The sequence below is a fragment of the Paenibacillus sp. FSL K6-1566 genome (assembly GCF_038050475.1).
GTDB lineage: Bacteria > Bacillota > Bacilli > Paenibacillales > Paenibacillaceae > Paenibacillus_AQ > Paenibacillus_AQ lactis.
Map to the genome: position 1 here is coordinate 3,056,477 of NZ_JBBOSR010000001.1, position 22,421 is coordinate 3,078,897.

Consider the following 22,421-nt stretch of genomic DNA (forward strand, 5'->3'; position numbering starts at 1 on the left):
TGGCGCTTTTATGGTAAACTTTTTAGATAAGAAGAAGTTCAGGCAAGTAAGGAGTGGAGCAGTTGTTTGCTGAACAGCGGCATCAAATCATTATTCAGAAATTGAATCAAGACAAATCGATCCGGGCTTCGGAGCTCATGGAGCATTTCGGGGTTTCGTTCGAGACGATTAGACGGGACCTTGAATACTTGGAAAACGAAGGCCATCTGCGGCGGGTGCACGGGGGGGCGATTCCTAGAGATCCGGATTACAGCCACGAAATTCCGCTTCCGATCCGTGAATCGATCTTTATGGAAGAGAAGAAGGAGCTGGCTCAAATCGCGGTTCGTTATGTGACTGAAGGGATGTCCGTCGCGCTGGACCCGAGTACGACAAACACTGAAATAGCGAAGGCGCTCAAGACGAAATTCGACCGATTAACGATTATTACGAACTCGCTTCCGATCGTGAATGAACTCGTGTCGATGCCGGGGTATACGGTCATCATGACCGGTGGCGTCATTCGTCATGAAGAGCTGAGCATCATCGGCGACCTAACGGAGGAATTTACAGCTCGCTTTCACGCGGATCTATTTTTTATGAGCATGAGCGGGGTTACGTTAGAAGCAGGGATTACGGATAACGCCATCGGCGAGGTTCAGGTGAAAAAAATCATGCACGCTAACGCCAAGCGTACCATCGCCCTCGCAGACAGCAGCAAGTTCGGACAAAACTCGTTTATCAAAGTATGCGGGGCAAGCGAAGTCGAGCGGTTTGTAACGGATTCGAAAATCGACAGAAATATTGTTGATCAATTCAGCAAGAGCGGCATTGAGATCGTATATAAATAGGCAGGAGCGGTGAACGATTCTTGGTTTTATGCAAACCCGGAATCGTTTTTTTGTGTGTGATTGATTGCGTTTATGTGGTATTATTTGTATTAATCAAAGGAATGAGATAAACGATCGCTTCACTAAGGGAGGAGAGCCTCAAAATGAAAATCCATTTTCTCGGAACGGCTGCTGCGGAAGGATTCCCCAATCCGTACTGCCGCTGTGACGTCTGTTGCAAGGCGAGATCGCTTGGAGGAAAAAACATCCGAACGAGAAGCTCTGTATTGATTGATGGCATAATCAAGGTCGACTACTCCGCAGACTCCCATATGCAGGCGCTCCGTGACGGGATCGATTTGGGTGCGGTTGAGCATCTGTTATTCACGCATACGCATTACGATCATTTCCAGCCATCGGATCTGTACAACCGCGTTGACGGGTTTGCACACGGTATCGATCACCCCTTACATATTTATGGCAACGATGCGGCGATTAGCCAAAGCATACCAGCGATTGGCCCGGATGCTGGAGACCGGTTCGCCTTCCACTTATTGCGTCCCTTCGAGACGATTTTCTTGGGCGATACGCAAGTTACTCCTTTGCTCGCGAATCATGACCGTATGGAAACATGTTTGTTGTTTTATATTGAAAAAGGGGGCAAGACGCTGTTTTACGGCAATGATACGGGCTGGCTGCATGACGATACATGGGAATGGCTGAAAGGCAAAGCGATCGATATGGCGATTCTTGATTGTACGCATAGCTATACAAACAATGACCGAAATCCAAATCATATGGGCATTGAAACCGTGCTGGAGGTCCAGCGCGTGTGGCGGGAGGAAGGCAACCTTGGCATGGATGGCCAGGTTTACGTGACTCATTTTACGCATAACTCCGGCTTTTTGCATGATGATTTTGAGCGTGCCTTCGAGCCTGCCGGCATCAAGGTTGCCTACGATGGCTTGATCGTCGATCTATGACGGGCGGAGACAGCGCCAAAGAACGGCGACAGATTGTAATTGTAGGTATCGTTACTGCACTGACCCTCTTCGGTGATTCGATGCTGTACATCGTATTGCCGGTATATTGGAAGGAAGCGGGACTAGACGCGCTATGGCAGGTCGGCGTACTGCTGTCCGTCAATCGTCTTGTCAGGCTCCCTCTTAATCCACTAATCGGGTGGCTGTATCACCGCATGTCGCTTCGAACCGGTCTGTTTATGTCGGTCGGGCTGGCGGCGCTTACCACGGTGGGATACGGCATATTCAAAGGGTTCGTTCTCTGGGTAGCCCTCCGTGCCATTTGGGGGATTGCATGGTCCTTGCTGCGAATGGGTGGATATTTGACCGTCATCCGCTATTCCGATGATACGAACCGGGGACGCTTCATGGGAACGTATAACGGATTGTGGCGTCTTGGCAGCTTGGTCGGCGTACTGTTCGGAGGATTGCTCGTGCCCATGATCGGCCTGTCAGCCGTCTCCATACTATTCGGGATCATGGCTTTGATCGGGCTTCCGCTCATCGCCGTATCCATAAGCAAGGGAAAAGCTTCGGGAATGCATCAACTGGATCCTCCACGCGGAGTGAGGAACACGGTCTGGTCGCTGCAGGTGAAAAAAATCGTGATAAGCGGATTAATGATATCGTTACTGCACGCTGTGTTCGGCGCGACGCTCACGTATCTCATCGATACAAGCCATCCCGGCGGGATCCCTTGGTTCGGTTTGATAATCGGCAGCACTGCGTTAGGCGGTGTATTGACGGCGCTGCGCTGTGCATGGGAGCCGTTCCTGGCCAGATGGTTCGGACGTCATACCGATGGGCCGAGAGGAAGGCTTCCTCTGTTTATGGTATCGCTGGCGGGCGCAGCGGCCGGATATGCTTTGCTGCCTTGGCAGCTGCCAATCGGCATTTGGGTCGGAATTGTAATTTTCGTCATGATTACCAGCACCGCACTTGGCACCATTATGGACGCGATGGCCTCCGACGCAGCGAAGAATACATCCGTGATTACCGTCATGACCGCATATTCCGTGTCAACCGATTTAGGGGCGGCGATCGGCCCGACGTTGATTTATTGGGTGGTCGGCTTGCAATATGGCATGACATCCATGTATCTAGCGTGCGCAGCTGTATTCATTTTGATTGGTTTATGGTACCGGCAGGACGGTATGAGAAAAGGGAGGGGATTCCTTGGAGAAGAAGCTAACATTTCGTGAGGACGGATCGTTTGTCATCGTGCAGTTTTCCGATGTGGAGTTTATTGATGAGGAGGATGTGGATCCGGAGACGCCGATGCTCGACTCGATGACGAAGGCAACGATGGACAGGATCATTGCGCTTGAGCAGCCTGATCTTGTTGTATTCGCGGGAGATTTGATTGCAAGCGCAAGGAGCAAGGATCCGCTGCAATCATTCCGCAGCGCGGTTGCTGTCGCTGAAGACAACCGTGTGCCGTGGGCGGCGGTGTTTGGCAATCATGACTCGGAGGGGAATGTTCCCCGAAAGAGGATGCATGAGGAGCAGCTCCATCATGCATATTGCGTCGCCAAACCGGATCCTCCGGGAGTAAGCGGAGCGGGTAACTATGTGCTGACGGTTGACGATCCAACGGGGAAGCCGGCTGCTGCGTTGTTCTTCCTCGACAGCGGCGATTACTCACCGATTGAAGCGGTGGGTGGGTATGACTGGATTCGCCGTGATCAAATCGATTGGTACGTCTCCGAATCCCGGCGATTGGCCGAACGGAACGGCGGGACGCCTTTACCTGCACTGGCATTTTTCCATATTCCGCTGCCGGAATACAAAAAGGTGTGGGAGACGTCAGTGTGCGAAGGCCATTGCAGTGAATGGATCAGCTCGCCCAAAGTCAATTCCGGCATGTTCGCCGCCATGGTAGAAATGGGAGATGTTATGGGCACATTTGTCGGCCATGACCACTCGAACGATTATTCCGGAGTGCTGCACGGCATCCGCCTTTGTTACGGCAGATCTACTCGTTATGTCAGTTATGTGGAAGGTGTGAGGAAGGATAAATTCCCGACGGGTGCACGAGTTATTCGAATCACAGCGGGCGAGCGGCAGTTTGAGACATGGATCCGCCAGAGCGACGGATTGATCGGGGAAATGCCCTTACATGAGCCGGGTGCTCACTAAGAGAATCTACTAGTCCCTATCCTCTTAAATAGGACGACTTCGATGAGAGCAGCTTGCCCTGGCAGCTGCTCTTCCTCTATATTAAAAAGGAAATTTCTACTGCGAAATGGATTCGTGACATAATATAGGAGGCAGAAGATGGTCGGGACGATTATAATATGTTTTTTGGTACTACACATCATTATGGCTGCAATCATGGCGGTTTTTCCTGGAGATGAAGGCATGAGAAATACCATTGGGCTTCAAGCCTACACCCCCAAGCCGAAATCATTTTGGGACTACATGTTTAACGTGCTGGTCTTTCTCATTGCGGGTGGAGCTTTATATATGGAGCGTATCAATGATCGGATTGCACAGAAGTCTTGGCTGGTTCGGATCGGCATCCGAATTATGGTTCTTGTTATAGCTATCATCAGTGCATTTATCCTTGCCCTCATCTTTTCATTTTGAATTCCAAGGTATCTATAATAGATGTAATTAAAGTGGGCTTCATCAAAGCCTGAAGTTAGGGAGTTCTATGCTCTGATGTTGAGTTATGAACAACAGAAGTCGCCAATAGTGGCGACTTTTTTACGTACTGCGTGCAAGTAGACTATCCCATGTTCTCAACTAAAAAAAACTTTATGCACCTCCGCTCACTGGGATTTGAAACATTAGTTGCATAAGCCAACTATATGCGTGTATTATGTATGTAGTTGGCAAATAAAACTAATGGAGTCGAAGTACATGAAACCTGAAGTTCTTCAACATGGAGCATACGGAAAAGAAGTTACAGCAATTAATCGCCATTTGCAATTATTGCTTGCTCCACGGCTCGCTGCTCTTCAGCTGGGCTTTGGTCAGCATATGTTTTTGTTCATGCTGTCAAAGAAGGAAGGGGTGAATCAGAAGACGCTGAGTGAGCAGCTGCTGCTAGACAAGACCACGACGGCAAAGGCGATCCGTAAGCTGGAGCTCGAAGGCTATGTTCGCAAAGAGATGGATCCTGCGGATTTACGCAACCATCAACTTTTTCTTACAGATGCGGGGAAGGCTGTCGTGCCGAAGATTGAGGAGGCATTAGCGGAGGTGATGGAAATTGGCATCGAAGGGATGTCCGCAGAGGAATATGGGGAATTCATGCGGCTGCTGAAGATCGTGTTGAACAACTTTGACAAGCATGCTCAATCCATTCGTCAACATACTGAATGACATGTGGGATGTATATGCGTATAACCGTAATCGGCTCAACGAGTCCAACCGGACTGGAGGTTTTAAGGAACGGCATCGCCAGAGGTGATGAACTGGTCGCGTTCACAAGGCGGCCGAACGTATTAAAGTCTTTTCAAGGTATAACCAAGATAGTAACCGGAGATGGAATCCACCTGTCAGACCTCCAGCATGCGATCAACGGAAGCGAAGGAGTGATTGCCATCGTCGGTGGAAAGGCCAATGTCGCCGCTGTTATTCAAAATGTCATTCAGGCCATGCAAGAAGCCAAAGTCCGGCGACTGGTGTTTGTCAGTTCCTATTTACTTGAAGCTAAACGTCCATGGCCCACCGTTCTCGTTGCAAGATGGATCTTTCGCCGCGACTTGGCAGAACTGCGCGAAGCTGAGAATGTAATCCGAAGTTGCGGGTTGAACTGGACGATCTATCGGCCGACTCAGCTAAACGACAAACCCGCCACGGGTCGTTGGAGAATCCAGGAACGAGGGAACGATTTCAAATCGGGCCCGTATCAAATCAGCCGGGCGGATTTAGCAGCTGCATTGCTGGACGCTGTTACGAAGGATGCATACGATCGAGGTATTTATAGTGTAACTTGGGGCAAGTAACAAGGAGGAAACGAAATCGCCATGGATTACCTGTATCTATCCCTGTTAGTCATTCATATTTCTTCGGCCATATTCGGTGTTGGACCGGTGTTTTTATTCAATATGATTCTGAAAAGAGCGAAGACGGCCGATCAGCTGCGGTATGCTCACCACATCGTGGAGAAGTTAAACAAAAATGCGAATCTTTCATTCGGCATCCTTCTCGTCACGGGCTTGATTTTGGGCTGGATGAGCCCCTACTTGTTTCGGCAAATGTGGTATATCGCGTCGATTGTGCTGTTCCTAATCTCAGGCTTTTACGCGATTCTGGTCGTTGAACCGATCTTAAAGAGACTTCATCAAATCGCGAGCCAGTCAACCTCGGGAGAAGTTTCTCAGGAATACAAGCAGCTGTTCCGAAAAAAACAAGCCCGCGATACGATTGCGAACCTTATGGCCATCGCGATCATTCTTCTTATGATCATCAAGCCCGTATTCTAGGGAAGCAACGATATACACAGATCAAGTCGCGATTCATCGCGGCTTTTTTTATTCTGATTGCTAGTAACCATCCGTGCACAGCGGCTGGCCTGCATTATCTTATGAGCTGTGAAGAAATCGATTGGTGATTTCCAATGAAGAATTTGACACATGAATGCTAAGTGTATATATTATATATATACGGTATATACTCAATTAACGGCAGTGAGGTGAATGATCATCAACATTATTTTGTCTAACGCATCGAGCGACCCGATTTACATACAGATCATGAATCAGATCCGGCAGAGCATCCTGAACGGTGATTTGAAGGCCGGCGATAGTCTTCCCTCGATACGGCAGCTGGCCAAGGATCTGCAGGTTAGCGTAATTACGACTAAGCGCGCTTATGAAGAGCTCGAGAAGGAGCAGCTCATTGACACGGTTGTAGGCAAGGGATGCTTTGTGTCAGGAGCAAATAAAGATTTTATACGGGAGCAGCGAATGAAACGATTAGAAGAGAAAATGATGGAAATCATTCGGGAAAGCAAGGAATTAAGTTTGAGTCAGCAGGATGTCATCGAACATCTGACATTATTGTTTGAGGAGGAACAGACGCCATGAATGCCATAGAAATACGAAATCTAACCAAAGCATACCCGCTATTCACCGTTGATGATGTATCTTTGGATGTGAGGCAAGGATATATTACCGGCCTGATTGGCCCGAACGGCGTTGGCAAGAGCACTTTGATCAAGATGATGCTGGGCATCGTCCGTCCGGATTCCGGAAGCGTGAAAATACTGGGCTGCGAAATGCCTAAACAAGAAATCGCCATTAAGCAGCGGATCGGGATCGTATCGGATGACTGCTTCTACTATGAGCATCTGACGATTCATGATACGAAAAAGCTGGTCGCTCCCTTCTACGACAAGTGGAATGACAGCAAGTTTAAGGGATATCTCGACCAATTCGAGCTGTCTCCCAAGAAGAAGATTGGAGATCTATCCAAAGGAATGAAGATCAAGCTTGCCCTTGCCGTTGCTCTATCGCATGAGGCCGAGCTTCTTATTATGGATGAGCCGACTTCCGGTCTCGATCCGGTGTTTAGAAGGGAAATGCTTGATCTGCTTGCGGATATGATGCAGAACGAGAGGAATTCCATCATTTTCTCGACCCATATCACGACGGATCTGGACCGGATCGCGGACTATATTACCTTCATCAATCGCGGGAAGATTGTATTTAATGAAGCGAAGGAAGATGTGCTTGAGCGATACGCGCTCATAAAGGGGGATATGGAGCTGCTTGATTCGGATATCCGAAAAGAATTCATCGGGATTCGTGAGACAGCCGTCGGTTTTGAGGGCTTAGTCGATAACAGGCACAAGGCTGCACAATTGTTCGGGAATCACGCTGTATTGGAAACCCCTTCCCTGGAAGACATCATGTATTTCACGGCCAAAGGAGGACGGGTTCATGCTTAATCTGCTGCGCAAGGACTTTATCGCCTTAAAAAGCTCCTTGTGGATGACTTTATTTTATCTGGCGGTGTTCAGTATCGCTTTTATACCAAGGAGCGACTTTTCCATTTACTTTGTCGGGATCTATACTGCATTCGCCTCCGTTAGTCTTGTGACGATGATCGATATCAAGAACAATAATCATCATTTTCTGGTCACGCTGCCGGTCAGCCGCAAGCATATTGTACAGGCGAAATACATCACGGCGATCCTGTTTATGCTGTTTGGCGTCCTTGGTTCCTTTGGTATCCATTGGTTTGTAAAGCTTGCATTCCCGCAGCTTAACAAGCCGGATTATACCGTCTTGGACATCCTGGTTCCAATGGGGATACTGCTAGTATTAACTTCCATATATATGCCTTTATTCTATGCACTGAGTAAAAAAGGAGCCGGCATTATTAACGCTGTATTTTTAATCGCGCTCATTATTATGGCACAGCCCACTGCGTTCATGATGACATTGCTGAATGAGAATCACATGATGAGCAGTAATCTATTATTTATGGCTGCAGCCGGTATCTTACTGCTATTCATTGCTTCCTATTATGTGGCGGTCACCCTGTTCTCGAGAAAGGACATGTAAGAAGCTGAGCCACGCCTGCCCATTGTCCCGGCCACTTTTGCAGAACCAAGCTTTTCCTGCAACGGGGGTCAACTTTTACTTATAAAGGAGATTACGCATTTTGAAAGATACATTACATACAAGCCGCCCTCATCGCAGAAAAGAATGGATGTATATTCTTGCAGGACTTGTAGTTCTGCAGCTGCTATTCATCGCGTTCGATCATGCTTCGTGGACGCCGTTTAAAGTGAAGGAAGGGTCCTGGTTTGAAGACCTTTCGCAAGCCAAGCTATTTACGGAATGGTTCACGCCGTATAAAACAGCGTCGCATAATCTATTCACCGCAATCTTCGCCGCTACGTTGCTTCCAGCAGGTTTAATAGGGGCCGTGAAGGATCTATCATCTAGAAAATGAACGCACTGCAAATAGGAGGAGCTGGGCTCTGTTCGGGATATATTTATGAGGCAACTAACACCCCATATAACTCGTTGTTCATAAGTGATTGTTAAAGGACATCCCGGGCGGTTCCAGGGTGTCCTTTTCGACATTGCGAGGGCTTAGCGGCTTTGATATCCTCGAAAAAATGTGCATATAATAGGCTATATGAAGGGAGGAGCAGCGTATTCGCTACCTTTATGAATTTATAGAGCATCAGGAAGATCTGCCTATCAAGCTCTTCGTGAACAGCGTAAAGCATATTCATTTTCACTGGCATAAGGAGGTGGAAATCGTCTATGTTCTCCAAGGCTCCGTCATCATGTACCTTGATCAGAAGCAATATACGCTCCATGAAGATGATGTCATTGTCGTGAACAGCATGTCGGTGCATCAGATCGAGCGGACAAGCCAAGACAATGTGCTGCTGACGCTGCAGTTCGGTCCTGAATGGTTGAATAATCAAGCATTTATTTCTTGTAATTCTGCTGCCGATCCGGAGCAGCACCGGCAGCTGCAGGGCATCAAGCAAAATCTCGCCCAGATGGTATGGGAGATCAACAAGAAGGCGCCGGGTTATCAAAGCTACGCGATGGGAACCCTGCAAACGTTGTGCGGCGGCCTGCTTCGGTATTTTGCGGATGGAACGAATCCCGCAGCCGACGAGGGCAGCAGAGAGTACGACTATAAGAGGCTGAACAGGGTCCTTACGTATGTAGACCAGCATTATAATGAGAAGATTAGTCTGCAAACCATGGCAGATCTGGAGCATTTAAGCCTGCATTATTTCTCGCACTTCTTTACGGATAAAATCGGCATCCCCTTCCAAAAGTATTTGACGTTGGTACGCTTGGAGAAGGCGCAAGCCGAGCTTGCCGGAAGCGAGAAAAGCATAACGGAAATCGCGCTCGATTGCGGCTTTGCCAACGTGAAGCTGTTTAATAAATATTTCAAAGAAAAGTACGGCTGCACCCCGAGCTCCTATCGCGATGCCTTGCTTGCCGAAGAAGCTCATCGGCCGGACCGCAAGCCGTTAACTTACGACGAGTCCTCAAGCGGCGACTATTATGAGATGGATACATGGAATGCCATGGGTACGTTATATCGGTATCTGGATGCTAGAGCAGACACGAAGCCCGATTCGCTAAACCCACCGCCTCCGCTTGCGGCGGAGCGGCAGTTGATCGAGATCCAAGCCGATGGGCCTTCGGCAAGATATGAACAGCACTGGAATGTAACGACGACCGCAGGCAGGGCAATCGAAGGATTGCGGGAAGATTGGCGCCGGCAGCTGCGTGAACTGAAAGGGCATATTCCGTTCCGGTATATCCGTTTCCACGGCATATTTAACGATGAGATGATGGTGTACAGCGAGAAAGAAGACGGAACTCCTGTATATAATTGGTCATATGTCGACAAGCTGTATGATTTTCTCCTGGAGCAGGGAGTGAAGCCGTTTGTCGAGCTCAGCTTCATGCCGAGCCAGCTCGCCCGTTCCAAGGAAACGATATTTTGGTGGAGAGGAAATATTTCACCGCCTGCCGATCAAACCAAGTGGGACGCGCTGGTTCGGGCGTTCGTGCGCCATTGCCTGAATCGATATGGGGCGAAGGAAGTGGAAAGCTGGTACTTCGAGGTATGGAATGAACCGGATTTGTCCGGGGTGTGCTGTGGTTAAAGCCTTGGCCTTCTGGTCCTTTACCGACGTCTTCGAAGAAAGCACGGTGCCGACTTCACCGTTCTATGGAGGCTTTGGCTTGATCAACCGGGACGGCCTCAAAAAGCCGAGCTATTATGCCTTAGAGCTGTTGCAAAAGCTGGGTGACGAGCTTCTGGTACAAGGGGACGGTTATGTTGGAACGCGAACCCGGGACGGCAGCATGCAGTTCCTGTTCTATCACTACGTGCACGTGGATCCGCTGTTTTCAAGCGGCGACTGGTCCGAATTGACCAGCACGAACCGTTACGATGTCTTCGAGGAGAAAGGAAGCCGCATATTCGAATTATCGCTGAGCAAGCTTACCGGAACGTACAAATGTACAAGTTATCGGCTGGACCGGCAGCATGGGTCGGTGTTTGACGAGTGGATTCACATGGGGGCTCCCGAGTTCCTTACGGAGGAAGAGCTTGTCTATCTTCACAAGCGAAGCGGGTCCGGCATAAGGACAGAGCTTCTTCAGCAGGATAACTGGCGGAAAGAAATTGTACTCCCGCCTCATGGCGTCATGCTGCTAGCGTTGGACAGGCAGTATTAGCATGAATCGAATCATGGATCAACAAACATCCCTTTTTTAAAAGGGGTGTTTTTTGCTGTTTATTTTTGAGGGTGAGACGCAAGCTAGAACGAAAGAGACGAACTAGGCAAAAAATGCCCCCTTTAACGACAACTTAAAACAAGAAAGCGTTGCCACGAAGGCCCTATACTAATGATACAGCCGCACGAGAATGACAGGAGGGAAAACAAGATGAAGCGTTTCATGAAATGGATGACAGAATCGTTTGCGCCTCGATTGGAGGCGTTTACGAACAATGTTTGGGTTTCATCTATTCAAGACGCCATTATGGTCGCGATTCCGATGATATTTATCGGCTCGATCATTACGTTGATTTCGATTTTAAAGGATTTCTTCCCGGGGATGCCGGATCTATCACCGATCACGACATTTAGCTTCGGTCTGCTAGGTTTATTCATTTCTTTCTTAACGCCTTATATGGTAATGGAAAAGAGGGAGCGCCACAAAATCAAGCTGCTGGCAGGAATGACAGGCTTATCTTTATTCATCATGCTGCTTAACCCGACCATGAACGAGGATGGAACCGTCAAGTTTATCCTAGAACGCTTTGGCGCGACGGGCATGATTACGGCACTGCTTGTGGGGATATTCGTAGCGGTGATCATGAATGTCTGCGGTAAATTCTCCTTCTTTAAAACAGAGAGCTCGCTTCCTGAGTTCATTAAGGAATGGTTCGATTTTCTCATTCCGATCGCGATCATTTTAACTACAGGATGGGTCCTGGTTTACCAGCTGCACTTTGATATTTTTGCGCTCATCGTAAATGCATTTGAACCTCTTAATGCTGTGGGGCAAAGTCTCATCGGGTTCGTATTGTTTAACTTTATCGGCGTTGTTCTGTACTCCTTCGGGGTCAGCCCGTGGGTGTTGATGCCGATATGGTATACCATTTGGATTCCGGCTATCGAGGAGAATGCCGCTTTAGTGGCAAAAGGACTGGACCCGGTCAATATCAATACCTTTGAAACCTTTTTCTCGGGATGGCTGGGCATCGGAGGTATGGGAGCTACTTTGCCGCTCGCCGTCTGGTTCCTGCTTGCCAGATCGCAAAAGCTGAAATCCGTCGGTAAAGCGACGATTATCCCCTCCCTGTTTAATATTAACGAGCCGATCGTCTACGGAGCGGTTGCTTTCAACCCGCTGCTCATGGTTCCGATGTGGATTAATGGTCTTATAACGCCGATCATTGTGTATTTGGCGCTCGATATGGGGCTGGCGAGAATTCCAAGCCAAATCTTTCAATTGTGGTATACCCCGATCGGGCTGTCTACCTACATGATGTCCGGACTCGGCGGTCTTGTTCTTCTGGCCGTTGTCTTATTGATTGTATTCGCGGTATGGTTTCCGTTCTTCAAGCTGTATGATGCGCAAGAACTCAAGAAAGAGCGGGAAGCAAGCTCAACAAGTCATGTATAAAGGATGGATACCAAATGAACCGATCAATTCATGAATTAATTCAAGAAATGACGCTTACGGAAAAAGCATCCCTCTGTGCGGGATTGAATATGTGGATGACCAAAGGCATCGAGCGATTGAACATTCCAGCTGTGCATATGTATGACGGAACCAACGGGATCCGGAAAACGAACAGCGATGAAGAAATGGGCATTACGTCCGAGAATGTTCCAGCAACCTGCTATCCTACCGGTTCGGCCATCGGCTCCTCCTGGAACACCGACCTGCTGCATGAAGTCGGGGTAGCGCTTGGACAGGAATCCAAGGAAATGGGCGTGGAGCTGCTGCTCGGACCGGGCATTAACATGAAACGGACGCCGCTTGGCGGCAGAAACTTCGAGTATTACTCGGAGGACCCTTGCTTAACAGGCGAGCTTGGCGCAGCCTTCATTAACGGGCTCCAAAGCGAAGGCGTGGGGGCTTCCCTCAAGCATTTCGCTTGCAACAATCAGGAGAACGAGAAAATGGTCACGAGCTCGGAGGTCGACGAACGGACGCTTCGCGAAATTTATCTTAGCGCCTTCGAACGGATCATTAAAAAATCGGATCCATGGACCGTCATGTGCTCATATAATTTGCTCAATGGCAGTTATACAAGCGAGAACGAGCATTTGCTCCATGATATATTGAGAGAAGAGTGGGGCTACGAAGGTGTCGTGCTGTCGGACTGGACTGCCGTCAATGACCGGATTCGCGGGCTAAAGGCTGGCCTTGATCTTGAAATGCCAGGGCCGGCTCACTACAATACAAAGGCAATTGTGGAGGCTGTGGAGCGCGGAGAACTCTCCGAAGAGAAGCTCGATCAGAGCGTTGCCCGTATTCTAAAGCTTGTAGAGCGAGTGACAGCCCCGAAAGAAAATGCCTCCGGTGCTGATCAAGACTATCACGCGCTTGCGAGAAAAGCAGCAGCCGAAAGCATCGTGCTGCTTAAGAACGAGAATGGCATTCTCCCTATTAAGCCTGAATCCACGCCATCGATTGCAATCATCGGACGTTTTGCCAAGAAGCCAAGAATTCAAGGGGCAGGCAGCGCCGAAGTCACGCCAACGCGGGTCGATATTCCATGGGATGAAATCAAGGAACTGGCGGGAGAGACGGTTACGCTAAGCTATGCAGAGGGATACCCCGCTGATGACTCCATTCGCGAGGACCTGATTAAGGAGAGCGCGTCGTTGGCGGCGACATCCGATCTAGCCGTATTGTTCGTCGGCCAGCCGGAATATGCGGAATCCGAGATGCATGATTTGAAGGGAATTAACCTTCCTGAGCATCAAGTGAAGCTCATTCAAGCCGTTGCAGCCGTTCAGCCGAACTGCGTTGTGGTAACAAGCAGCGGGAACGCGCTGGCGATGCATCCATGGGTGCAGCATGTGCCCGGGGTCATCCATTCCTGGTTGACGGGGCAGGGGATGGGCAGAGCCATTGCCGAAATCCTGTTCGGGCACACAAACCCTTCCGGCAAGCTGTCCGAGACCTTCCCGGTCAAGCTGTCGGATAATCCATCGCATATGCGGATTCAGGGAGAAAACGGCAAGCTGTATTATCGTGAAGGACTGTTTATCGGCTATCGCTACTACGACCGGAAGGAGATGGCTCCGCAATTTCCGTTCGGACATGGCTTGTCGTACACGACATTTAAGTACACGGATCTTGAAGCGGCACAGCATGAGAAGGGAGTTACCGTTTCCCTTCAAGTAGAGAATACCGGAAAGCGCACCGGGAAGGAAACCGTTCAGTTGTATGTGCACGATGAGGAATGCAAATGGGTGCGTCCCGAAAAGGAGCTTAAAGCTTTTGCAAAAATCGAGCTCGCGCCGGGCGAAAAGCGGAAGATCGTCTTTGAGCTTGAAGAAAGAGATTTTGCCTATTACAACACGAAATACAATCGCTGGGTAGCAGAAAGCGGATATTTCCAACTCCGCGCAGGCAGCTCGTCCCGTGATATCCGAGTGACGAACCGACTGTTCTGCGACTTCGGCAAGGAAGAAATCACGTTCCATAAATTCAGCCTGCTCAATGAATGGGTGAGCGACCCGATCGCAAAGGACGTATTGGAAGAGTGCATCAATGAAATGAACAAGCACGTGAAGGACAAAGTAACTCTCCAAGATGAGTTCCTGGGATTTTGGGAGGACTTCCCGGTCATTAAAATCTTCCAGATGTTCGGGCAAAGCTGGATGATGGAGCGGTCTCCGGATGAGATCGTCAGCGAGCTTATCGGACGTGTTAACGAGAAACGGCTCCAGAAGCAGCAAGCGTAACTCTTATAACTTCCTCATGCTGTCAAAAACTATATAGGCAATTCGTTTAAGAAGGATGTCATCACATGACATCCTTCTTTTTATCATGGAGGCAACCGGCCGTCATTACTGATTCTCGCCAAGATGAAGGACTTGGATGAAGAATAATTTAGCCGGCAAGTTCCCATAATACTGGATAAAGTTAAGGGAGGGACTGTCATGCTGGGCCGGTTACTAAAAAAAGCGCTAAAACGAAGCCGTCCGAAGAATTCGACACAGACTAGAACCGACGCACCAATTGAGATCCGCATGACTCTTCAAGAGTCCATTCAAACCTTAACTCATATCATGGGGAACAGTACGGACTTTATGGTTAGAAAAATATCAGGGCGAGAGGATCTTCCGGAGATTGCTATTTGCTATATTGAAGGGCTGGTTGATACGAATCTGCTTAATCGGATTCTGGAATCTTGGTTAACCGTAACGCTAGAAGCTGATCAAATGCCAGGTATCGAATCCTTACTGAATAAAATATTGCCAGCAGGCCCAATTAGCAAATTACATACAACCCAATCCATCATTTCGGCTGTTTTGGATGGGAAGGCTGTCATATTAGCAGATGGTATGAAAGAAGCCTTCTCTGCTTCGATCGAAAGCCTGGAGAAGCGCTCGATCGAAGAGCCGAGTTCACAAACCGTCATTCGGGGACCTAAAGACGGATTTACAGAGGATATTTCGACGAACCTGTCCCTCATCCGGAGAAGGCTTCGAACGCCGAGCTTACGGGTTCAATCGATGGTAATCGGCAGTTATACCAATACCAAAGTCATCATGGCGTATATCGAGGGAATTGCTGATGAAAGCGTGGTATCAGAGATCAGGGCTCGATTGCAAAGCATAGAAACCGATAGCGTTCTGGAAAGCGGGTATATTGAGGAGTTTATACAAGATAATACGCTCTCCCCATTCCCAACACTGATCAATACGGAGCGTCCCGATGCGGTAGCCGGAGGTCTGCTGGAAGGACAAGTGGTTATTCTGGTGGATGGCACGCCCTTTGTGTTGCTGGCTCCTGTCACCTTTTTTAGGTTCCTCCATTCCAGCGAGGATTATTATCAACGGTATGATCTCTCCACTTTTTTACGCGGAATCCGTTTTTTCTCCTTTGTCATATCCTTGCTGTTACCGTCACTGTATATTGCGATTTCAACTTTTCATCAGGAGATGATTCCGACAACATTATTGATCAGCCTGGCAGCGCAAAGGGAAGGAACGCCGCTGCCCGCACTCATGGAAGCGTTCATGATGGAGATTACGTTTGAAATTATTCGTGAAGCGGGCGTGCGGATGCCCAGGGTGATCGGACCGGCTATTTCTATCGTGGGAGCACTTGTTTTGGGCCAGGCCGCTGTACAGGCGGGACTCGTATCGGGGGCGATGGTCATCGTGGTCTCTTTTACAGCGATTGCCAACTTTGCTATACCGGCATTTAGCATGGCAGCTGCCATCCGAATCATTCGTTTTGTGTTGATGCTGCTGGCTGGCACCTTCGGTTTATACGGGATTTTGGCAGGGATCATCCCTATCTATGCTCACCTGGTTTCCTTGACTTCATTTGGCGTTCCTTATCTTTCGCCGGTTACCCCTCTGCGCTTCGCCGATTTGAGAGACCTGTTTGTTCGTTTGCCATGGCCATTCCTTAAGACAAGACCCCAAGATATGAATCGACGAAATATGGTCAGGCAGGGAATGAACCGACCGCAACAGGGGAAGAAGTGAACCGTACGAAAGTGAGGTGCATTATGCGTAGATTCGGTTTATGCTCGATCCCGCTCGTTCTGGCGTTATTGCTGACAGGATGTTGGAATCGAACGGAATTAAATGAAATCGGCTTGATTTCCGCTCTTGGCATAGACCGAAGCGAAGAAGGCTGGATCGTAACCTACCAGTTCATCAACCCCTCGGCGATTTCAGCCGGAACCGGCGGAGCTAGTAAAGCGGGCGGAGGAGAGTCACCCGTCCATGTATTTTCCTCCGAAGGCCCAACGCTTCGGGAAGCGATTGATGTAATTTACACAGAATCTCCCAGACGATTGTATTTTCCTCATGCAGATGTTCTCGTTCTCGGTAAAGAGGCAGCAAGGAAGAGCATTACAGATGTTATAGATTTTTACTGGAGAAATACCTACTTACGAGAGAATGTCAGCGTGATGATAACGGAAGGGCAGGCAAGTGAAATGCTTAAGCAGCTTATTCCACCGGAACGTCTTCCAGGCACTGCAATGGCTCATATCTCAAGGCAAACGGATCATTTCAACAGTAATTTCCCATCGATTAAGATGTATGAGCTGACACGGAGTCTGGATTCTCAATCCGGTGTAGCCAGTGTTCCTCAGGTTGAAGTGGTTGGGGAGTCGCAGTCAAGGATCGAATCGATGGATCAGCTGCATAAAACCTCTACTCCCGCCAAGGTCAGAATTACAGAATTGGCCGTCTTTCGAAAAGACCGGAGCGTCGGGACGTTAACGCGCAATGAGAGCATCGGAATATCTTGGTTAACGGACAAAATCCGAATCAGTGCATTATCCATAACCTGCCCAGGCTCCAATAAAGGAACTGAGAAATTCTCCTTTCAAACATTTCCCGCGAAAACCAAAACCCGAGTCCGTAAAGAAGCGGATGGGTTTACAATGTTGGTCTCCGTTAAAGCAAAAGGCAGGATCAGCGAGTCCAACTGTCCTGAAAATCTGGCGAATTTATCCAATCTGCGCGCTGCGGAAAAAGAGATTGAGGAGGTGATTAAGGATTACATGAGCAAGGGGTGGGAAGCCTCCAAAAGGCTTCAAGCCGACCTGCCTCATTTTGCAGATCAAATCCATCGCAAATATCCGAAGGAATGGAGTAAAATCAAGGATCAATGGGAGAAGGAAGGAATGCAGTCCACCAGGCTTGTTCTGCAAGTTAACGTTACCATTGGTCAGACAGGCATGTCTCAAAAGACGTTCAAACCGGATGGAGGCTAGCCGCTTCATATTTAAATGGATGCTGAAACAAGAAGGGAACCATGGAGATGAAACAATCCATACGAGTTACCGATTTGGTATGTTTTCTAGCTGTATTTGAAGTCGGAAGCACGACGTTGTTCTTCTTGGGGGCTGAAGCGAAACGGGATGCATGGATCGCCATGGGCATTGCCGCTTTGATCGGATTGCTCCTGCTGGCCATGTATCTGTTAATCTACCGGTCCAATCCTGGGCTTGATTTATATGGCTTGTGCAGACAATATTTTGGCAAAATCATCGGCTCTGCGGTTAACCTAAGCTTTGCCGGTTATTTTGCATATGAAGCATCCCGCAATTTAAGGGATCTGGGCGAACTCACGCTATTAACGTTACTAGACCGAACGCCGCTAATGTTTATCATGTTGACGGCAATTATCGTGGTGGCTAATACCGTAAGATATGGCCCCAAAGTGGTGATTTGGATGTGCGCGGGTTTTTTGCCCATCATTATTTTGAGCTACTTCACGATTTATACGCTGCTTGTTTCTTCGGGGCTGATTCAATTTGAGCTGATGCTGCCTATTCTGGAAGAGGGGTTCCGTCCTGCCTGGACGGCCGCCGTCCCGGAAATCGTATCCTTTCCGTTCGGGCAAACGTTATTGTTTTTGCTCTTTTTTCCTCTAGTCAAGAAAAAGGAAAAATTGAGTCGGAGCGTGATCATTACTTACGTAATTACGGCGATTTGCTTAATTATGATTAATCAAATCAATATCCTCGTATTAGGCCCGACTCAAGCAGCAAACAGCACGCTGCCGCTTCTGCAGGTGGTTCAGCTTATAGATATTGCTGAAGCCTTTGAACGGTTCGATGTTCTATTTGTGATCGTGTTAGTTCTCGGTTTGGGTACAAAAATGGCTGCATTTTTCATGGGAGCCGCCATGGGGCTTCATAAAATTACAGGGCTATCTTATAAAATGTGGACGGTCGTCGTTGCTGTAGTCATATTTGCGTTAGCGTTTATATCCCCCAATTATCCTCACCATATTTGGCTCGGCATTAAGGTTGTCGTTACCTACGTAACTCCGATCTTTCAAATTGCCTTGCCGCTGATTCTTGTGCTTGTGATATGGATTCGAAGCATGTGGACGAAGCAGCGTCAATGAATGAGACCATGGAAAAAGATGTTATTTCAGTGCCGGGAATATTATAATGGAGTCGAACGACATCTTATGGCGGTAGGAGGGACCTTCTTGAAATTAACCGAGCTGATTGAACATTTGGCCATTGCTCAAATCCAAGGGAATGCTGACGTTGACATCAAGGGGATCAGCATGAATTCGAAAGATTTCGATGATCGGGAAGAGGCCAAGGCTGCGATTCGTAACCGGAATCATTAGCATATAACATCTGAAGGTCCCTATTTAAAGCGCTGATAGGGGCTTTTTGATATTTTTGAAAACCCAAACCTGCCAATAACGTAGCTTTATAACCTTCGATTCAAAGGAGAGATTTAACATGAGAACACCAACTGATCCTAATTGGGCCCGCTTAGGCTTTTCTGAACCTCCAGATTTCAAAGCAGCAGGGAAGGATATAGGGATTGTCATCATAGATAGAATTACCCCGCATCCTGCAATTCAGCATTTACGTAGCCGTTTAAAATATATTACGGTTCATGACGACAACTCGATTACATGTCGTGATATCGCTAATGAAGATCCAGAGGAAAATCATAATGGGGATGGCGAACATGGTTTAATGACGGTACTCGCGTTGTCACACCTCCCTTTTGTTCATAATGGGCAAATTCATACCGGGATTGCACCGGCAGCGAATTTAGTCGTTCTTGATCACGGTGCATTCAAAGCCGGCGAAGGAGAAAGATTGAGAGCAGGGATTTCATGGATCATGCAAAAACGTAAAGAATGGAATATAAGGATTATCTTAAGCACAGGTTGGCATGCGCTTGATCATCAGATCCTTCTAAAAAGTACAAAAGAAAACACTACGGTTCAAGCACTGGCTTCAGCGGTACAAGCTGGGATTTTGGTTGTTTGCTCGAACGGGAACACGAGAACGATCAATATTTTGCCGCCTTTCGAATATTTAGCAGTGGGGGGATATAATGACCGAGGTCTTGCGGATCGCCGAGAACACAGAGCTTTTCCGGATGAACCGTATGGACGTAATGCAGACGGTCACTTCAGGCCAGATGTCCTTGCACCAAGAGTTTTTCTAACCCTGCCCTTCTGTGAATCACATGAAGAAGGGGATGGGGGCTCCTATTATTGGGGGACGTCAGGAGCTTCAGCTTTAGTAACCGGAGTCGCTGCATATTTGTTGTCCAAGTACCCGAGTCTAGATGTGAATACGCTGCGCCATGCATTGACCACTTACGGAGATCCGCTCCATGGTTACGAGAATCCCGCCCCTAGAATCAATGTCCACAAAGTCGAGGCGGCGATTGTAGCTGGTGTCAAAATTAATGATTCGAGAAAAAAGCTGCCGTCCCTCTATATTAAAGACGCATCTGCATCGTTACAATCCCAAGATGAAATGGAGAGGGCTGTGGCTTTATCGACACTTGTGAGAAATCAACATTGTTCTCGAGAGCTGCTATGGCAATACTTAGACGATCCTTCACCGGTCGTTAGGAAAATTGCTGTTTCGGGTTTGGATAAACCGTTAAATGAACAGGAGCGGGACGTCTTCTGGGAGCGACTTGAGAAGGAATCTGAGGGGGGCGTCCGCGGCTTGCTTGCCTCTGGATTATTACAGGATGTTAGAAAAAATGAAGTTGCCAAATGGATACCATGGTCGACGGATATCAATTGGTCCGTTCGTTGGTGCGTAAGCGAATATCTTGCCAACTTCCCTGACGCTTATCCACAGCTTATAATGACCCATGACCCGGATTCCATCATTTCAAAGGCGGCCCCTTTAATTCAATGGCTAATAGAGAAGCAAAGCTAGGCGCCCCGCATCATTTGTTGTTGCAAATTAGAATGGAATCATTTATCATAGACTTCACAGGTCCATAATTGTGATAATAAGAGGAAGGGAGGGTAGACAAAATGCAGTTCTCCAAAAGTACGGACTACGCCCTGCACGCATTAATTCATTTGGGTCTTCCGGAGCGCCACACCAACGTCGGAATCAAGGAATTATCCGCAACGCTTGGGGTTTCCGAAAGCTACTTGTCCAAGATTATGTCCAAGCTAAGACAGGATGGAATCGTCCGTGCCGTCCCTGGGGTGAACGGCGGCTACGAGCTTGCCAGACCCGCCGATCAGATTACATTTCTTGATGTGATCCAAGTAATCGAAGGACGACAGCAGTTGTTTGAATGCTCGAATATGAATTCGCGGCAGCATCAGTTGTTAGCTCAAGAGGGAGCTGCACAGCAGGAACAACCAGCGAGAAACGGATGTCTGGTGGAGAAGGTGATGGAAGGCGCTGAAGAGCATCTGCACCAATACTTACGGGAGCATACGATTCAAACGGTACTGGATGAGGCTCTCAAGCACCGCAGCCATGAATCGCACAAGAAGTGAACCACTTCTTGCGGCTTAATTATGGACATTACAGATCTATGGAGGTAATTAAAAATGACAACAAAACAGCTTCTTGATGTAGCGATTATTGGCGGCGGCCCGGCAGGATTGAATGCTGCGCTCGTACTGGGACGGGCAAGGAAAAATGTAGTGGTGATCGATGAAGGTCGTCCCCGCAACGCCGTGACCCGTGCGACCCACGGATTTCTTACACGCGATGGCATCAGCCCTGGCGAATTCCGGCGAATTGCCAAGGAAGAGATCAGCAACTATCCTTCCGTAACTTTCATGGGGGATGCGGCCGTTGCGATTACGGGCTCGGATGGTCATTTTCAAATTACAACTGCCCAAGGGAACACCATTACCAGCAAAAAAGTGCTGTTTGCCGTCGGAATGAAGGATCAGCCGCTCGATATTCCGGGACTGGCAGAGGCTTATGGGAAAAGCGCGTTTGTATGCCCATACTGCGATGGATGGGAGTTAAGAGACCAGCCGCTAGTCATCATTGCCAAAGGAGCAGATGCCATGCACTTGGCTCCGTTAATATCCGGATGGTCCAAGCAGTTTACCATCTGCACGAATGGCCCCGATGAGCTGACCGATGACCAACGCGAAGAGATGCAGCAGCATCAAGTACCTGTGTTCGACTCACCGATTCGGTTCATTGACTCAAGCGAGGGAATCGTGCGGCAAGTCGTTCTCGAAGATGGGACGTCCATTCCATGCAGGGGAATATTCTTCAAACCGACGCTTGTCACGGGCTCGGATCTTCCGCAAGCCATGGGATGCAGCATGACAGAGATGGGGGCCGTTGTCGTGGATGACTTTGGGAAGACAAGTGTCCCGGGCGTTTATAGCGCAGGGGATGCGGCATCCCGGCTTCACCAAGCGGTTGCTGCAGCCTCCATGGGAGCCTTTGTTGCAGCGGCTATGAACAACGAGATGAATTTGGAGGCTTGGAGAAGGAATGGCTGATGCCATACTAATCGGTATGTTCCATTGCTATAATGAACAACAGAACCGACGGGTGAGAATCGTGCTACAAAACATCCTATTGACAATCCTTAACAGGTAATGATAAGCTACGAAAAAGTCCGATAATTCCAATT

The 22,421-nt window shown here is 48.5% G+C and carries 23 protein-coding genes; all 23 read left to right on the forward strand.

The window, feature by feature from the left end; genetic code table 11:
• Positions 1 to 53 precede the first annotated feature (53 nt).
• The 23 genes from NST08_RS13450 (at position 54) to NST08_RS13560 (ending at position 22,287) form a co-directional block, all read left to right on the forward strand.
• Positions 54 to 830 (forward strand): DeoR/GlpR family DNA-binding transcription regulator, encoded by a 777-nt coding sequence (locus NST08_RS13450; protein WP_306436990.1) that lies wholly within the window; start codon positions 54 to 56, stop codon positions 828 to 830.
• Between the two features lie 143 nt (positions 831 to 973).
• A complete protein-coding gene (locus NST08_RS13455; protein ID WP_210094896.1) occupies positions 974 to 1,792 on the forward strand; it encodes an MBL fold metallo-hydrolase in 819 nt (272 codons plus the stop codon).
• Positions 1,789 to 3,033 carry an MFS transporter gene (locus NST08_RS13460; protein WP_210094897.1) on the forward strand — a complete coding sequence of 415 codons (1,245 nt, stop codon included), beginning with the start codon at positions 1,789 to 1,791 and terminating at the stop codon, positions 3,031 to 3,033. The genes NST08_RS13455 and NST08_RS13460 overlap by 4 nt, the downstream gene beginning before the upstream one ends.
• Positions 3,008 to 3,970, forward strand: coding sequence for a metallophosphoesterase family protein (locus NST08_RS13465; RefSeq protein ID WP_210094898.1), 963 nt, complete (start codon positions 3,008 to 3,010; stop codon positions 3,968 to 3,970). Before NST08_RS13460 ends, NST08_RS13465 begins: the two co-directional genes overlap by 26 nt.
• Before the next feature lie 138 nt (positions 3,971 to 4,108).
• A complete protein-coding gene (locus NST08_RS13470; RefSeq protein WP_210094899.1) occupies positions 4,109 to 4,420 on the forward strand; it encodes a hypothetical protein in 312 nt (103 codons plus the stop codon).
• Between the two features lie 276 nt (positions 4,421 to 4,696).
• Entirely contained in the window at positions 4,697 to 5,161 is a 465-nt protein-coding gene (locus NST08_RS13475; RefSeq protein WP_210094900.1) for a MarR family winged helix-turn-helix transcriptional regulator, read from the forward strand.
• A gap of 14 nt (positions 5,162 to 5,175) precedes the next feature.
• Positions 5,176 to 5,787: an NAD(P)H-binding protein gene (locus NST08_RS13480; protein WP_210094901.1), complete on the forward strand. Its 612-nt coding sequence runs from the start codon at positions 5,176 to 5,178 to the stop codon at positions 5,785 to 5,787.
• Between the two features lie 21 nt (positions 5,788 to 5,808).
• On the forward strand, positions 5,809 to 6,267 hold the full coding sequence (locus tag NST08_RS13485) for a DUF2269 family protein (protein WP_028406637.1): 459 nt from the start codon (positions 5,809 to 5,811) through the stop codon (positions 6,265 to 6,267).
• 219 nt (positions 6,268 to 6,486) lie between these two features.
• On the forward strand, positions 6,487 to 6,870 hold the full coding sequence (locus NST08_RS13490; RefSeq protein ID WP_040739992.1) for a GntR family transcriptional regulator: 384 nt from the start codon (positions 6,487 to 6,489) through the stop codon (positions 6,868 to 6,870).
• A complete protein-coding gene (locus tag NST08_RS13495) occupies positions 6,867 to 7,733 on the forward strand; it encodes an ABC transporter ATP-binding protein (RefSeq protein WP_210094902.1) in 867 nt (288 codons plus the stop codon). The genes NST08_RS13490 and NST08_RS13495 overlap by 4 nt, the downstream gene beginning before the upstream one ends.
• Positions 7,726 to 8,352: an ABC-2 transporter permease gene (locus tag NST08_RS13500; RefSeq protein ID WP_210094903.1), complete on the forward strand. Its 627-nt coding sequence runs from the start codon at positions 7,726 to 7,728 to the stop codon at positions 8,350 to 8,352. Before NST08_RS13495 ends, NST08_RS13500 begins: the two co-directional genes overlap by 8 nt.
• A gap of 100 nt (positions 8,353 to 8,452) precedes the next feature.
• A complete protein-coding gene (locus tag NST08_RS13505) occupies positions 8,453 to 8,746 on the forward strand; it encodes a YfzA family protein (RefSeq protein ID WP_028406806.1) in 294 nt (97 codons plus the stop codon).
• Between the two features lie 265 nt (positions 8,747 to 9,011).
• Positions 9,012 to 10,445 (forward strand): GH39 family glycosyl hydrolase, encoded by a 1,434-nt coding sequence (locus NST08_RS13510; protein ID WP_341341841.1) that lies wholly within the window; start codon positions 9,012 to 9,014, stop codon positions 10,443 to 10,445.
• Positions 10,438 to 11,022, forward strand: coding sequence for a GH39 family glycosyl hydrolase (locus tag NST08_RS13515; RefSeq protein WP_341341842.1), 585 nt, complete (start codon positions 10,438 to 10,440; stop codon positions 11,020 to 11,022). The genes NST08_RS13510 and NST08_RS13515 overlap by 8 nt, the downstream gene beginning before the upstream one ends.
• Before the next feature lie 210 nt (positions 11,023 to 11,232).
• On the forward strand, positions 11,233 to 12,477 hold the full coding sequence (locus NST08_RS13520) for a PTS sugar transporter subunit IIC (RefSeq protein WP_341341843.1): 1,245 nt from the start codon (positions 11,233 to 11,235) through the stop codon (positions 12,475 to 12,477).
• A 14-nt stretch (positions 12,478 to 12,491) separates the two neighbouring features.
• Positions 12,492 to 14,777, forward strand: coding sequence for a beta-glucosidase family protein (locus tag NST08_RS13525; protein WP_341341844.1), 2,286 nt, complete (start codon positions 12,492 to 12,494; stop codon positions 14,775 to 14,777).
• A 198-nt stretch (positions 14,778 to 14,975) separates the two neighbouring features.
• Positions 14,976 to 16,535: a spore germination protein gene (locus NST08_RS13530; protein ID WP_210094905.1), complete on the forward strand. Its 1,560-nt coding sequence runs from the start codon at positions 14,976 to 14,978 to the stop codon at positions 16,533 to 16,535.
• A 23-nt stretch (positions 16,536 to 16,558) separates the two neighbouring features.
• Entirely contained in the window at positions 16,559 to 17,779 is a 1,221-nt protein-coding gene (locus tag NST08_RS13535) for a Ger(x)C family spore germination protein (protein WP_341033590.1), read from the forward strand.
• A 41-nt stretch (positions 17,780 to 17,820) separates the two neighbouring features.
• Positions 17,821 to 18,921 (forward strand): GerAB/ArcD/ProY family transporter, encoded by a 1,101-nt coding sequence (locus NST08_RS13540; RefSeq protein WP_341033588.1) that lies wholly within the window; start codon positions 17,821 to 17,823, stop codon positions 18,919 to 18,921.
• An 87-nt stretch (positions 18,922 to 19,008) separates the two neighbouring features.
• Positions 19,009 to 19,155 carry a hypothetical protein gene (locus NST08_RS13545; RefSeq protein ID WP_341033587.1) on the forward strand — a complete coding sequence of 49 codons (147 nt, stop codon included), beginning with the start codon at positions 19,009 to 19,011 and terminating at the stop codon, positions 19,153 to 19,155.
• 118 nt (positions 19,156 to 19,273) lie between these two features.
• On the forward strand, positions 19,274 to 20,731 hold the full coding sequence (locus tag NST08_RS13550) for a S8 family serine peptidase (protein WP_341033585.1): 1,458 nt from the start codon (positions 19,274 to 19,276) through the stop codon (positions 20,729 to 20,731).
• Positions 20,732 to 20,832: 101 nt separating this feature from the next.
• On the forward strand, positions 20,833 to 21,312 hold the full coding sequence (locus NST08_RS13555) for an RrF2 family transcriptional regulator (RefSeq protein WP_007131857.1): 480 nt from the start codon (positions 20,833 to 20,835) through the stop codon (positions 21,310 to 21,312).
• A gap of 54 nt (positions 21,313 to 21,366) precedes the next feature.
• Positions 21,367 to 22,287 carry an NAD(P)/FAD-dependent oxidoreductase gene (locus NST08_RS13560; RefSeq protein ID WP_341033583.1) on the forward strand — a complete coding sequence of 307 codons (921 nt, stop codon included), beginning with the start codon at positions 21,367 to 21,369 and terminating at the stop codon, positions 22,285 to 22,287.
• Positions 22,288 to 22,421: the final 134 nt, after the last annotated feature.